This window comes from Phenylobacterium sp. LH3H17, from assembly GCF_024298925.1.
Classification (GTDB): domain Bacteria; phylum Pseudomonadota; class Alphaproteobacteria; order Caulobacterales; family Caulobacteraceae; genus Phenylobacterium.
This window is the reverse complement of sequence record NZ_CP101283.1, coordinates 3,707,061-3,720,158: the sequence shown is the minus strand read 5'-3', so window position 1 is coordinate 3,720,158 and position 13,098 is coordinate 3,707,061. Positions and strand designations below refer to the sequence as shown.

The 13,098-nt window shown below is 70.3% G+C and carries 12 protein-coding genes; 6 read left to right on the top strand and 6 right to left on the bottom strand.

Annotation, left to right across the window (positions count from 1 at the left end; genetic code table 11):
• Positions 1-95: 95 nt before the first annotated feature.
• From M9M90_RS18335 to M9M90_RS18325, 3 genes are all read left to right on the top strand, one after another.
• Complete coding sequence (locus M9M90_RS18335; protein WP_254834679.1) at positions 96-2,090, top strand: TonB-dependent receptor; 1,995 nt, start codon at positions 96-98, stop codon at positions 2,088-2,090.
• A 57-nt stretch (positions 2,091-2,147) separates the two neighbouring features.
• Positions 2,148-2,417, top strand: a complete 270-nt coding sequence (locus tag M9M90_RS18330) for a hypothetical protein (protein WP_254834678.1) — start codon at positions 2,148-2,150, stop codon at positions 2,415-2,417.
• Positions 2,418-2,489: 72 nt separating this feature from the next.
• The gene (locus M9M90_RS18325) at positions 2,490-3,689 is read left to right on the top strand and encodes an MFS transporter (protein WP_254834677.1); all 1,200 of its coding nucleotides are present in this window, start codon (positions 2,490-2,492) and stop codon (positions 3,687-3,689) included.
• On the opposite strand, the gene M9M90_RS18320 is transcribed toward M9M90_RS18325, so the two are convergent.
• The 6 genes from M9M90_RS18320 to M9M90_RS18295 all read right to left on the bottom strand — a co-directional run bounded on the left by M9M90_RS18320 (position 3,674) and on the right by M9M90_RS18295 (position 10,319).
• Positions 3,674-4,873 carry a glycosyltransferase family 4 protein gene (locus M9M90_RS18320; RefSeq protein ID WP_254834676.1) on the bottom strand — a complete coding sequence of 400 codons (1,200 nt, stop codon included), beginning with the start codon at positions 4,871-4,873 and terminating at the stop codon, positions 3,674-3,676. The genes M9M90_RS18325 and M9M90_RS18320 overlap by 16 nt on opposite strands.
• 35 nt (positions 4,874-4,908) lie before the next feature.
• Positions 4,909-6,786, bottom strand: coding sequence for a hypothetical protein (locus tag M9M90_RS18315; RefSeq protein WP_254834675.1), 1,878 nt, complete (start codon positions 6,784-6,786; stop codon positions 4,909-4,911).
• Positions 6,787-6,812: 26 nt separating this feature from the next.
• Entirely contained in the window at positions 6,813-7,568 is a 756-nt protein-coding gene (locus tag M9M90_RS18310; RefSeq protein ID WP_254834674.1) for an ABC transporter ATP-binding protein, read from the bottom strand.
• Complete coding sequence (locus M9M90_RS18305; RefSeq protein ID WP_254834673.1) at positions 7,565-8,398, bottom strand: ABC transporter permease; 834 nt, start codon at positions 8,396-8,398, stop codon at positions 7,565-7,567. The genes M9M90_RS18310 and M9M90_RS18305 overlap by 4 nt, the downstream gene beginning before the upstream one ends.
• A 130-nt stretch (positions 8,399-8,528) precedes the next feature.
• The gene (locus M9M90_RS18300; RefSeq protein ID WP_254834672.1) at positions 8,529-9,254 is read right to left on the bottom strand and encodes a bifunctional 2-polyprenyl-6-hydroxyphenol methylase/3-demethylubiquinol 3-O-methyltransferase UbiG; all 726 of its coding nucleotides are present in this window, start codon (positions 9,252-9,254) and stop codon (positions 8,529-8,531) included.
• Positions 9,255-9,281: 27 nt separating this feature from the next.
• Complete coding sequence (locus M9M90_RS18295; protein WP_254834671.1) at positions 9,282-10,319, bottom strand: dehydrogenase; 1,038 nt, start codon at positions 10,317-10,319, stop codon at positions 9,282-9,284.
• Positions 10,320-10,586: 267 nt separating this feature from the next.
• Here M9M90_RS18295 and M9M90_RS18290 point away from each other — a divergent pair, with 267 nt between their 5' ends.
• Genes M9M90_RS18290 through M9M90_RS18280 form a run of 3 tightly spaced genes read left to right on the top strand, consistent with a single transcriptional unit; the run spans position 10,587 to position 13,092 of the window.
• Entirely contained in the window at positions 10,587-10,949 is a 363-nt protein-coding gene (locus tag M9M90_RS18290) for a hypothetical protein (protein ID WP_254834670.1), read from the top strand.
• A 21-nt stretch (positions 10,950-10,970) separates the two neighbouring features.
• Positions 10,971-12,335 (top strand): hypothetical protein, encoded by a 1,365-nt coding sequence (locus M9M90_RS18285; RefSeq protein WP_254834669.1) that lies wholly within the window; start codon positions 10,971-10,973, stop codon positions 12,333-12,335.
• A 16-nt stretch (positions 12,336-12,351) separates the two neighbouring features.
• Positions 12,352-13,092 carry a hypothetical protein gene (locus tag M9M90_RS18280; protein WP_254834668.1) on the top strand — a complete coding sequence of 247 codons (741 nt, stop codon included), beginning with the start codon at positions 12,352-12,354 and terminating at the stop codon, positions 13,090-13,092.
• Positions 13,093-13,098: the final 6 nt, after the last annotated feature.

The window sequence follows — 13,098 nt, the reverse complement described above, 5'->3', positions numbered from 1 at the left end:
TTGGCTCCGGACGACCCGCCATCTAAACGCGCCGGGCGAGGCCGGCCAAGGCCCTGGCGCCTTTCCGTCGTCGGCGAACGCTCTATAGAACCGCCATGCCCATCGAAGCTCCGCCGGCCGAGGTCGCCGCCGTCGTCGTCCAAGCGCCCCGCCTGCCGCCCCTGGCGGGTGAGGCCGCCTTCTCCGTCGAGACCTTCGACGCCAAGGCCTTGGCCGGCTCGCCGCGCCTGGACGTGGCGCTGAAGCGCTCGCCCGGGGTGTCGCTGTTCCGGCGCACCGGCAGCGACGCGGCCAATCCCACCATCCAGGGGCTGTCGCTGCGGGCCATCGCACCGTCGGGGGCGGGCCGGGCCCTGGTCACCCTGGACGGCGCGCCACAGAACGATCCTTTCGGCGGCTGGGTGATCTGGTCGGCCCTGCCGGGCGAGGGGTTGGACGGCGCGGCGGTGATCCGCGGCGCAGGGGCCGGCCCCTACGGCGCCGGCGCCCTGACCGGGGTGGTGGCCCTTCGCGAGGCGGGCGCCCGCGACGGGCTCTCGGCGCTCTCGGCCTCTGCCGGCGAGCAGGGGAGCTACCGCGCCGCCGCGGCCCTGGGGACCGATAACCTGCTGATCGTGGCCAGCGGATCGAGGAATGACGGCTATGTCCCGGTGCGGGCCCGGGCGGGCGCCGCTGACGCCCCGACGACCCTCCGCGACGCGGCGATCTCCGCGCGGCTGCAGGGCGATCTCGGCGCCGCCGGCTGGGCCGTGCGCCTGGGCGCCTATGAGGAACGGCGCGGCGCCGGCCTGATCGGCGCGCGCTCCATCGCCAGCGGCGGCTCGCTCACCCTGACGGCCGCCCGCGCGCCCAGCGACGACGCGGCCGGCTGGCGGGTCCAGGCGTGGGTCCGCTCCAGCGACCTGAAGAACACCTCCGTGGCGGTGGGCGCGGGGCGCGCCTTCACCACCCCGGCCAACGACCAGTACGCCACGCCGGCGCTTGGCTATGGCGTCAACGCCGCCTGGCAGGCGAAGTCCGGTCCCTGGGCCTGGGAGCTCGGCGCCGACGTCCGCGCGGCGAAGGGCGAGGTCCGCGAGCGCTTCCGGTTCCTGAACGGCGCCTTCACCCGCGGCCGGGTCGCCGGCGGCGAGACCCTGGTCGGCGGCGCCTATGCCGAGGCGGCCTATGACGACGGAGACCTTCTGGTCACCGGCGGGGCGCGGCTCGACGGCTGGAAGTCCACGGCCGCGGTGCGCCGCGAGCGCGACCTGGCCACCGGAGTCCTGTTGCTGGACCAGAGTCCGGCCGACAACTCGGGGACAACGCCCACCGCCCGCTTCGGCGTTCGCCAGCGCCTGGCCGGCGAGACCTGGCTGCGCGGGGCCGCCTATGCCGGCTTCCGGCCGCCGACGCTCAACGAGCTGCATAGGCCCTTCCGGGTCGGCAACGACGTCACCGAGGCCAATAGCGGCCTGAAACCCGAAACCCTCTACGGCGTCGAGGCCGGGCTCAGCGGCGAGGGCGCGGTGCGCTGGAACCTGGCGGTCTTCTACAACCGCCTCGAGGACCCGATCACCAATGTCACCGTAGGCTTCGGCCCGGGCGCCTTCCCGACGGCGGGCTTCATCCCGGCTGGCGGTGTTCTGCGCCAACGGCGCAACGCCGGCCAGATCGAGGCCTGGGGGGTCGAGGCCGACATCGCCGCCGACCTAAGCCCGGCATTCACCGTCCGCGCCGCCCTTTCCGCCGCCAGGGCCGAGGTGGACGGCGGAACCGCCGCCGCCCAGCTCACCGGCAAGCGCCCGGCCCAGACGCCCGAACTGACCGTGACCGCCGGCGCCGACTGGCGGGCTTCCGAACACCTGACCCTCGCCGCCGACCTGCGCTACGAGGGCGCCCGTTTCGAGGACGACCTCAACACGCGCAGACTGGCCACGGCGTTCGGCGTCGATGTCCGGGCGGGCTGGCGGGTGTCGGAAGGGACCGAGGTCTACCTGGCCGCCGAGAACCTGTTCGACGCGGAGATCGAGGTGGGCGAGACCGCCGACGGGGTCGAGAGCTTCGCGGCCCCGCGTCTGGTCCGCCTGGGGGTGTCGTTCCGCCGCTAGGCCGCGGCGATCGGGCTGGGTTCCCGAGCCCCGAAGGAATCATGCGATCTTGAGACCATGCCCAGCCCGCCCGGATTGCCTGATTTCGATCTTCCGATGATCTTCGGCGACAAGATGGCCGGGCTTGGGTTCCAGTCCGGCGTCTTCCGCCTGGCGTTCTCGGCCAATGTCGCCGACACGGCCGGCCAGGAGCAGATGGTGCAGTCGGGCTATCTGATCCTGACGCCCGACTGCATGATCGAGCTGCGCAGCCAGCTCGATCAGATGATCGGCGAACTGGAACGCCGCGGCCTGATGAACCTCAAGCCCGACAAGCTGGACGGCTAGGCGCACATCTCCGCTGGCGCGGAGCGTCCCGGCCCTGTCAGATGCGCTCCGCGTCAGGGGCGGGGAATCAGCATGACCGCGAAGGCCGCCGGGCGACTGGGCCCCGGACTCATCGTCGCCATCTGTTTCAGCATCGCGGCCCTCGAGGGCTACGATATCCAGGCCTTCGGGGTGGCCGCACCGCGCATGGCCCCGGACCTGGGGCTCGGCCCCAGCCAGCTCGGCCTGGCCGGCAGCGCGGCCATGCTCGGCCTGGCCATCGGCGCGCTCACGGGCGGCTGGGCGGCCGACCGGTTCGGGCGGAGACCGGTGCTGACCGTGTCGGTGGTCCTGTTCGGGATCTTCTCCGTCGCGACGGCCCTGTCGAACAGCTACGAGACCCTGGTGCTGGCCAGGCTCGCCACCGGCCTGGGCTTCGGCGGCGCCATGCCCAACATGATGGCCATCGCGACCGAAATCAGCCCGCCGAACCGGCGCGCGATCACCACGACCAGCATGTTCTGCGGCCTGCCGGCCGGGGGGTCGGCGGTGGCCCTGCTGGCTCAGTTCGGCGGCGAGTCCGTGGATTGGCGAACCATCTTCCTGATCGGCGGCGCCTTGCCGCTGCTGCTGGCCCCCGTGGTGTTCTTCTTCCTGCCCGAGACCCGTCCGGCTCCGGCCCAGCACCTTGACCGCCGCCTGATCAACGGTCTGTTCGGCGAGAAGCGGGCGCTCGCCACCTCGCTGATCTGGCTGATCTTCGCGCTGGACCTGCTGGTGACCTACCTGCTGCTCAACTGGTTGCCGACCCTCATGGTGGCCAAGGGCTTCACGCCGCAGGACGGCGCCCAGGCCTCGTTTTGGATGAACATCTGCAGCGTCGTGGGCGCCTTGATCCTGGGCTGGATCGCCGACCGGACCGGCTATCGCGGGCTGCTGGTCGCGGTCTTCGCCGGCCTGGCCGTGGCGCTCTATGGCCTGTCGCAATTCACCGGCATCGGAGCGCTGTACGCCGCGGCCGGGGCGGCGGGATTCGCCGTCGTGGGCGGGCTCTACATCCTCTATGCGCTCGCCCCGACCTACTATCCGGAAGGGGTGCGCGCGGCGGGGTCCGGCGCGGCCATCGCCTTCGGGCGGCTGGGCTCCATCGCCGGCCCGCTGATAGCCGGCGAACTGCGCGCCGTGGGCTTCGGCCCCGACCAGGTGCTGCTGACGCTTGTCCCGGCCGCGGCGGCCACCGCGCTGGGCGTCTTCGCCCTGACCACCTTCTGTAAACCCTACGCGCGGGACTGAGCCTTCCGCGAGCGGCTGGCGGCGACCATGGCCGCCTTGCGCAGATCGTTGGGCAGGGTCGCGAACCAGGCCTGCGGCGAGAGCCGCTCGGCCACCCGCCGCCGTCCCGCCTGGCGCAGGTGGCTGGCCAGCACCGGATCGGCGCGCAGCCGCGCCAGCGCCTGGGCGGCGGCCTCGATGTCCGGATCGGCCCAGGCCTGGCCCTTGTAGATTCCCTGCGGATCGTCCACCGCCACCGGGGTGGAGGGCACGACCAGGGCGCAGGTCTCGTCCATGAAGTCGGTGTTGCCCGACCATCCGGTGGCGATCACCGGCACGGACAGTGCCATGGCCTCGGCGATGGTCAGGCCGAAGCCCTCGGCCCGGTGCAGCGAGATCAGTACGTCGGCCGATGCGATCAGGGCCTTCACCTGGACATAGGGCCAGACCGCGTCCAGCACCTCCACATTGGCCGGCGCCGCGCGGCGCAGTTCGTCCAGCAGGCCGGGAAACAGGCCACCGTTCTGGGTCTTGATCACCAGCCGCGCCGTGGGATCGTCGGGGAAGGCGCGGGCGAAGGCGGCGATCACGCCCTGGGGGTTCTTGCGCGCCATCGAGGAATTGAAGTCGAACAGTGTGACCGCCAGGAAGCCGGGCGCGCGCGGCAGGGGCGCCACGTCGCGATAGTCCTCCAGGAAGATCGGATGCGGCACGACCCGCACCGGCGCCTTGGCCCCCGCCAGCGCGTGGGCGGTATAGTCGCTGGGCGCCCAGATCTCGTCCATCAGCCGGGCGTCCTTCAGCCAGCGCTTGGGCGCCTTGGGCAGTTCCCAGGCCCAGTAGCCGAATCGGGGACCGCGCACGTGCTTCGGGCCCAGATAGGCCAGGGCCGCCAGCAACTCCGGGGCGTTGATGTGGAAGATCCAAGGGCCGGGTGCGCGGGCGGCGTCAGCGGCGCCTATCCAGTCGAGCTTGGCCCCGGAGACGTCCACGGCCTCCACCGGCACGCCCAGGGCCTGGAAGGCGCGCACCGCGAACCGAGCCGAGGCCGAGATGCCATAGGAGCCGCCGAAGTCGCCCACCACCCGGATCGGGCCGTCATAGGCTTGGGCCTCGTGCGGTCGGCGGGCGAGGGACCGGACATAGACGGTGAGCGCGGGTCCCAGGATCGGCTGCATCGCGCGCCGTACCGGCTCGGGCGTCATCTGCCGCCATAGGCGGCGCGCTGAACTCAACAGGCTCATGAGGCGGAGCGCCAGGTCACGCCGTTGGCCAGCAGGGCCACGGCGTCGGCCGCGACCAGGTCGGGCTGGACGCGGTAGACCACGCGTTCGGCCAGGGCCGGCGGCGCGGCGGGCCCGCCGCCCGGAGTTCGGAACCGCCCGGCGCCGGCGTCGAACACCAGGGCGTCGCGCGCCGCGCAGCCCTCGCTCCAGGCCTCCACCACCACCAGTTGTCCGATCCGTCCAGTGGCCGCCGGGCGGGCGAGGGGCGGCGGTTCGCGGCGCACGGTCAAACGGGCCAGCTCCCACATCGGATGGCTGTCCACGGCCGGCGGCAGGGCGGAGAGATCAATTCCGGCCTCGGCCAATCCGCCGCCGATCAGCCAGCGCAGATAGGCGAAGCGCTGGCGCAGGCTCAGCAGGGGGAACAGTTTCTGCAGGTCGCCGCGGCTCTCCCAGATCTCCAGGAAAAGCCGGGTGAACGGCAGGCCGCGGGCGAGTTCTGCGACCGGGGTGTCGAAGCGGCGGCGCAGGGGCGCGGCCAGGGCTACAGGCCAGCCGGCGCGGTCGGCCAGCCCATAGGCCGCCAGGCGCAGGCCTGCCTGGGGAAGATCGCCCGCCACGTAGCGCGCCGCGCGCAGGGACAGGTCGGGATCCTGGAACGCCTCGATCGGCGCCAGCCGGCCGGAGAACCGGCCGTCCAGGGATTCGGGTCCCAGCAGCCAGGCCTTCAAGCCCTCGGTGTCGGAGGCGAACCGGTCGCGCAGGTCCCTGCGTCCGGCGAGCAGGGCGCCGATAGCCGGCGTCGCCGGCCCGGCCATCAGCCAGGCGGCCAGTTCGCCCGAGGGCGCCAGCCAGGGACCCTCCGGCGGCGGGACCGGATCGCGGACGCCCTTGCCCGGCTCCACCGAAAGCCACGCCTCGGCCCTGGCGGTCAGGCCGCCGCCGAAGTCTTCACCCGCCCGGGCCGCGGCCAGCAGGCGGCGGCGCTGGGCCTTGGTGGCGATCTGGCCCGACGGGAAGGCGCGGTGGCCGTAGGGGACCTGCGTGGCCTGCTCGTGGCCGTTGCGCATCAGCACCGCGGCGTAGTCGGTCAGCAGCGCGGCCAGCGGCGAACCCGCCGCCACGGCGATCCGGTCCTGATGCTTGGAGAGCAGGCCGGGATGGGCGGGATCGAAGCCGGAAAAATGGAAGAAGCCCAGCGGCCGGCCCTCGACCGTCCAGACCTCTGCGGTCCTGACGAGTTCGCGGCCCTCCAGGTTCCAGTAGGCGAGGTTCAGCGTCGGGGTGCGCAGCAGCGCCAGGTCGCTCACCAGTCCGGGCGCCAGGTCCATCCACTTCTGGTCGGTGAACAGGCCGGCGGCGGCGTCGACCCGGCAGTCGAACCGGCACTTCTCCGCCCACCAGGCCAGCAGGGCGTCGATCTGCGGCTCGGCGCGCGCCGCCATGAAGCCGAGATTGTAGGCGCCCGAGGTCAGGATGACGTGGTCGTTGGGATTGGCCTCGCCGGCCAGCGGGCGGGTCATGTGCGGGGTCAGGACCAGGGGCGCGGCCGCCAGGGCCTCACGCACCTCGTCGAGCGGCCGGTAGACCCAGATGTCGGGATCGAGATAGGCGCCCGAGGTCACGCCCTCCTCGGCCAGCAGGGCGCGGAAGGCGTGCGGCTTGACCGCCGTGTTGAGCTCAAGGGCGTCGTAATAGGCGCACATGACGCCGTAGTCCGGGACCAGGGTCGCGGCATCGATCACCCGAATCTTCGAATCGGCGAAGGCGATCGGGCCGTCGGTGGTCACCACCACGCGGGCGGCCGCGGGCTCGGCGACCGCCAGGCTCTCCATCAGGCTTGCCGCCTGGGCCGCATAGTTGCGCGACACGATGGTGAAGATGACGTCCACAAGAGCTCCCGGGGGCGGACGATCTGTCAGGCGGCGGCCAGCAGTTCGTGCAGCTTCTTGACGTCGGTGACGGGGGAGGCGACGCCGCCCTCGATCCGCATGACCTTGTTGCAGTAGAGGCGGATCAGGTCGAGGTCGTGCGAGGCCAGCACCAGGATCCCGGCCCGCTCCATCAGGCCCAGCAGGCGCTTGTGGGCGATCTTCTGGAAGTCGGCGTCGCCCACGGCGATCCACTCGTCCATCAGGATCACGTCGGCCTCGACGGCGGTGGAGACGGCGAAGGCCAACCGCGCCTGCATGCCGGCGGAATAGGTCTTCAGCGGCATGGCAAGGAACGGACCGAGGCCGGTGAACTCGGCGATCTCCTCCAGCTTGTCCTCGATCTCGCGGGCGGTGAGACCGGCGATGCGGCCGCGCAGGCGGATGTTGTCCAGGCCGGTGGCCGAAGGGTCGATGCCAAGATTGAGGTCCAGCAGGGCGGCGATCTGGCCATGGACGTCGATGGTGCCCTCGTCGGGCTCATAGGCCCCCGACAGGGCCCGCAGCAGAGTGGTCTTGCCTGAGCCGTTGTGGCCGATGAGGCCTAGCCGGTCGCCGGCCTTGAGCTTCATGTTGACCTTGGAGAGCGCCGTGACCTCGGTGGCGCCGGTCAGGGTGCGGCCGAGCTTGCCGCCCACCGTGATGCTGGCCAGCCGCTTCTTCAGCGACTTGGCGTCCACCCCGTAGACGGGGAAGCGCAGGGTGAGATCGGTGACGCTGATCGAGACCTGGGGACCCTTCATAGGTAGTGCACGATCCGCCGACGAATGTTGGAGAAGATGGTGAAGGTGACGCCCCAGCCGATCAGGGCCATGGCGCCCAGCACCAGATAGGTGGTCGCCCCCGGCGCCTGTCCCAGCAGCGGGGCGCGGACCGCCTCCAGCATGTGGTGGAACGGGTTCAGCAACAGCACGGCGTGGTTCTCCAGCCGGCCGCCGGGCAGCCAGAACACCGGCGTCATGAACATGGCGAACTGGGTGATCGAAGCGACGATCTGCGGGATGTCGCGGAACCTGGCCGAGGCCATGGCGGTCGCCAGGCAGATCCAGCCCAGGTTGAGCATGACCAGGACCACCCCCACCAGGGCCAGGGGCGCATTTGCCTGGCGCCAGTGGTCATAGATGATCAGCACGCCCACGATGATCACCAAGTGGTGGGCCAGGTTGATGACGTTGCGCAGCACCGTGCGCCAAATGAAGGTCATCATCGGCAGCGAGGTCTGGCTCAGCATGCCCGAGGCGCCGACGAAGGCGCCGCAGCCCTCGACGATGACGTTGGAGATCAGGCCCCAGAACACGATGCCGATGGCGACATAGGGGATGAAGTCGTGGACCGGGATCTTGAACAGGTTGGCGTAGAGGAATCCGATCCCCGCCACCATCAGGCCCATGGAGAGCGTGATCCAGAACGGGCCGATGATCGAGCCGCGGTATCTGGACACCACATCATGCCAGGCCAGGGACCAGGCTAGGCCGATCCGGCCGAAGGAGCCGCGCAGGTCCGCGAACGCCATGCTGAACTCGTGCATGGGCCCGCGCCGACCGGTGCGCACCATGTGTTGTACGGATTGCATCTCGTCTCCCGACAGACTTCCGGACGCGAAACGTCCGTAAGCCGCCGCGCGGTGGGTAACAGGTCGCTTTTTGCGGCGCAAGCATGGCGCCGGACGCGGATTCCCAAGGCGATTCGGCGGCCGAGCGTTCCTAGAGCTCGCTCTCGTCCTCGAAGGGCGGGGCGCTGGTCTTCATGTGGGCATGGTCGGCGCGGTACTGGTTGAAGTGCTTGCGCTCGGCCGGGGCGGGCTGGTCGACATCGCGGACCAGGCCGCCATAGGTCAGCTCACGGGCGGTGCGCTTGCGGACCACGAACTCGATGCCGCACTCGCCGATCGGCGTCAGGGTCTGGTCGAAGCGCGGCAGGTCATAGCGGAAGGTGGAGTTGAGCAGGGCGACCCTCTCCACGTCGGCGGCCGGGCCGAGGTTCGACAGCAGCTCGAGCACGTTGATCGAGGCCTCGCTCCAGGAGCGGGCCTTCAGCATGGTGAAGGTCCACTTGTGGTCGCGGTTGTGGGTCGAGGGCCACACGCCCTGTTCGTAGAGGTCCTCGTCGGGGACGGTGACGATCAGGAAGCCGCCGGGCTTGATGGCCCCGAACCAGGCCGCCAGGCCCGCGCGCGGATCGACCAGGTGCTCCAGGCAGTGGCTGGAATGGACGAAGTCGAGGCTGCCCGGCTCGACGCCCTTCAGGAACTGGGCGTCGCCGTCCTCCCAGTCCCAGACGCGGACGGACTTCAGCTCCGGGAAGAACGGCGCATAGAGCGACAGCGGGTCGGGCTTGCCGCCGATGTCCAGGCCCTCGCCCACGAACCAGCGGCGGGCGAAGTTGGGGTCGGCCATGCGCCGGACGATGGACTTGGAGAGCTCTTTCACGTGGCGCGTCCTAGCGGGTTTCGAGGGCTACCGCACGTCCCAGGATTCGGCGCCGGCGGGCGTGAACCGGGCGGCCTGGGCCGCGCCGCCGAAGCCAGCCAGCAGCCGCTTGAGGCCTTCGCGGCGGGTGGGGTCGACCAGGAACATCATGAAGCCGCCGCCGCCTGCGCCGCTCACCTTGCCGCCGAACACGCCGAAGCTCTTGGCGGCTTCGTAGACCTTGTCGATCTGCGGCGAGGAGATGTTGTGGGCGATCTGTTTCTTGGAGTTCCAGCCTGAATCCAGCAGGGCGCCGAACCGGGCGAGGTCGCCGGCCACCAGGGCGTCGCGCATCTCGAAGGCCCCGGCCTTGAGCGCATGCAGGCTCTCCATCGACTTGGCCTCATGGCTGCGCATCTTGGCGGTCTGCTCGTCGATGATCGCGGCGGACTCGCGGCTGACCCCGGTGAAGTAGAGGACGAGCGAAGCCTCCAGCTCCTTCATCACCCGGGCCGGGACCTCGACGGGCTCGACCTCCACCTGCTGGCCGGCGGCGAACCGCATCAGGTTGAGGCCGCCAAACGCCGCGGCGTACTGGTCCTGGGCGCCGCCGGCCAGGGCCAGCTCCCGGCGCTCGATGTCGAAGGCGAGGGCCGCGACGGCCTGTGCGTCCATCTCCAGGCCCATGAACCGGCGCATGGCCTCGACCATGGCCACCACCAGGGCCGAGGACGAGCCCAGTCCGGAGCCGGGCGGGCAGTCGGCGGAGGTGATCAGGGTCAGCGGGATGGCCTGCCCACCGGCATGGTCGGCCATGAATCGGTTGTAGACGCCCTTGAGCAGCCGCAGCGGCTCGTCGGTGGGCAGGGGGGCGGTCGCCTTGGCCTGCCAGTCGATCTCGCCGTCGGCGGCGACCAGCCGGACCTGGTCGTCGCTACGGGCCTGGATCGTCACATGGGCGAAGAGGTCGATCGCGGCGTTCAGCACCACCCCACCATGCTCATCGCAATAGGGCGCCACGTCGGTCCCGCCGCCGCCGAAGCCTAGTCGAAGGGGGGCGCGGGCGCGCACCAGTTCGTGACGCATTGTCGTCGGTCGGTCCAATGTCGCCTTAGAGGGTGTTGGCGGGGTAGTCGCGCCCGGCGTCCATTGCAACCTCTCACCCGAGGTTCAGGAGGTCGCGTTTGACGGCGGCCCAGCGGGACATATCGGCCTGACGTCGCAAAGACGGTAGGTTCAGGTCACTCGCTTGCGCTGATTCTCTCCGCCCCGGATGGTCCAGGATTCGAGCATGCTGACGACGCTGACTTGTTTATGTGCCTGCGCCGAGGTGCGCATCGAAGGTGATCTGCCATGACCTTGACCGACATGCTCCTTTGCTCGTTCTTCGCGGTCGCGCTGCCGGCCGGACAGCTCCTGTTCAAGGCCGGGGCGATCTACAGTGCGCGGATCGAGGGGCCATTCTACATGAAGGTCCTGTTGAACTACCCGCTGATCGGCGCCTTCGCCTGGTACGCGCTGACCTCGCTGTTCTGGTTCTACGTCCTGACCCGCGTGCCGCTTTCGCAGGCGTATACCTTTTCCCTGATCGGCTCGGCGCTGGTCCCGATCGCGGCCTGGGCGATCTTCAAGGAGCCGGTCTCCTGGCCGATGGCGTTCGGCTACGTGCTCATGCTCGGGGGCTTCCTCATCATCGTCAAGAACGTCCAGGCCTAGTCCGGGCGGGGGAGGAAGCGGGTGCCGGGGCTGAAGCCAGAAGCCGCGCTGCGCGCCATCCTGCTGGCAGGCCTGGTGTTCCTGCTGGCCGCCAGCCTGCCCGGCCACCTGTCAGCCGATTCGGTGACCCAGCTCTATGAGGGCCGATTCGGCGTCCGCGAAAGCTTCGGTCCGGCCGTCTACGCAAAGATCTTGGGCCTGTTCGACGAGGTGGTGCCGGGGACCGGGCTCTATGTCACCGCCAGCGCGCTGATCCTCACCTGGGCGCTGATCTCGCTGATCGAGCTGCGTGGCCGCGCCTCCTGGTGGGCGGTGGGTTTCGCCGCGATCGCCGCGGCGTCGCCGACCCTCCTGCTGATCCAGGCCGCTGTGTGGAAGGACGTGCTGTTCGCCAATCTGAGCGTCGCAGGCTTCGTCTGCCTGGCCCACGCCGCCAAGGGCTGGGACGAAGAGCGCCGGCCCTGGCTTCTCCTGGCGGCCGCCGCCTTCGCCCTGGCCATCGCCATGTCGGTGCGCCAGAACGGCCTGGTGCTCGTCGTCTTCGCCGCCCTGGCGCTGGGATGGACGGCCGGGAGTCGCGGCTGGCGCCCGGGGCTTGCCTGGGGTCTCGGCGGACTGGTCAGCGTCATCGTGCTCGCCCAGGTGATGGGGGTCCTGGCCCAGCCGCGCGGCTCGGGTCCGGACCAGGCGCTCTCCACCGGCCTGCGCATACTTCGCCACTACGACATCGTCGGCGCGGTGGCCCACGATCCGACCCTGAAGCTCGAAGCCATCGCCAAGGCCAATCCCAAGGCCGTCCCCGTCATCAAGGCCGAGGCGCCGAAGGTCTATTCCCCCGAGCGGGTGGATTTCCTGGACTCCAGTCCGGCGCTCGGCGCGGCGCTCTGGCTGACGCCGGAGACGGCGATCTCGGCTCAGTGGTTCGACCTGATCCTGCGGCATCCCGGCGCCTATCTCGCCCACCGTTGGGACGCCTTCGTCCAGGTGCTGATCAATCCGGTGCTCGAGCGCTGCAACCCGATCTTCGTCGGCGTCGAGGCGCCGGTGGAGCGGCTGGAGCTCCTGCAGATCCAGCCGGGCCGCGAACCCTCCGACCTGGCCATGAGCAACTACGCCACCTGGTGGTACGTGACGCCGTTCTATTCCCACCTGGCCTTCGCCGCAGCGGCCCTGATCGTCGCGGGCTTCCTCGTGTTCCGTCGCGAGGCCGCCGACATGGTGATCGCCGGACTGATGCTCGGGGTCCTGGCCTTCACGGCCAGCTTCTTCGTGGTCTCAATCGCCTGCGACTACAGATATCTTTACGCCCTCGATCTGGCGGCGTTGGCAGGGCTTCTCTATCTGGCCTTGGACCCGCCGGTCTTCCGATCCGGGCGGCGCCCGTGACGGGCGGGGCATGGGCATGAAGTCGATCCTGATTCCGATCCTGTCGGCGGCGGCGCTCCTCCTGGCCGGCTGTGACGAGCCCGCGCCCTGGGCGAGGCCCGCCAAGGGCCCCACGATCCCCCAGGCCCCCAGCAATCTGCGCGCCCAGAAGGTGGCCTGGAACGAGGCCGCGGGCGCCTTCGAGATCGGCGGCAAGCCGCTCAAGGCCGGACGTCTCTGGACATTCGACGGCTCAACAGAGGGCTTCGTCCTGGCCGGCGGCAGCGTGCTTCCGGCGACGCCCACCGGGCTGGCGGTGCGCAATGTGGATTTCGACCCGATCCTGCGTTCGCCCAAGGGGCTGGAACTTGACGGAAGCCGCTACTCCCTGGTGCTGGTGCGCCTGACCCGCCATCGGCCCGGCGCGGCCTGGGACGGGGCGATCTTCTATTCCACGGCCAACCATGGCGAGTCGGGGGACTTCCGTTCCAAGCCGGTGGAAGGCGCGGCCCCCGGCGTCAACGAGACGGTGGTGCTGGTCTACGACATGGCGCGCCCGAAGAAGGGCGGCGAGGACTGGATCAACTCGGTGATCGACAGCCTGCGGATCGACACAGACGATCAGGCCGGCGGGACCTTCACCATCCACCAGATCGCCGTGACCGAGAATCCGGGACTCGCAAGCCGGGGCGTCACGCCGCCGCCCGCTCCGGTCGAGGCGAAGGAAGAGCCGAAGGCGGAGCCCGACCCAAAACCCGCCGAGGCGCCAAAGACCTAGAATATC

Coding starts and splice junctions, on each gene's coding strand:
- M9M90_RS18295 (WP_254834671.1), bottom strand. CDS start 10,319: ATGCGTCACGAACTGGTGCGCGCCCGCGCCCCCCTTCGACTAGGCTTC.
- M9M90_RS18325 (WP_254834677.1), top strand. CDS start 2,490: ATGACCGCGAAGGCCGCCGGGCGACTGGGCCCCGGACTCATCGTCGCC.
- M9M90_RS18290 (WP_254834670.1), top strand. CDS start 10,587: ATGACCTTGACCGACATGCTCCTTTGCTCGTTCTTCGCGGTCGCGCTG.
- M9M90_RS18320 (WP_254834676.1), bottom strand. CDS start 4,873: ATGACGCCCGAGCCGGTACGGCGCGCGATGCAGCCGATCCTGGGACCC.
- M9M90_RS18310 (WP_254834674.1), bottom strand. CDS start 7,568: ATGAAGGGTCCCCAGGTCTCGATCAGCGTCACCGATCTCACCCTGCGC.
- M9M90_RS18305 (WP_254834673.1), bottom strand. CDS start 8,398: ATGCAATCCGTACAACACATGGTGCGCACCGGTCGGCGCGGGCCCATG.
- M9M90_RS18330 (WP_254834678.1), top strand. CDS start 2,148: ATGCCCAGCCCGCCCGGATTGCCTGATTTCGATCTTCCGATGATCTTC.
- M9M90_RS18335 (WP_254834679.1), top strand. CDS start 96: ATGCCCATCGAAGCTCCGCCGGCCGAGGTCGCCGCCGTCGTCGTCCAA.
- M9M90_RS18280 (WP_254834668.1), top strand. CDS start 12,352: ATGAAGTCGATCCTGATTCCGATCCTGTCGGCGGCGGCGCTCCTCCTG.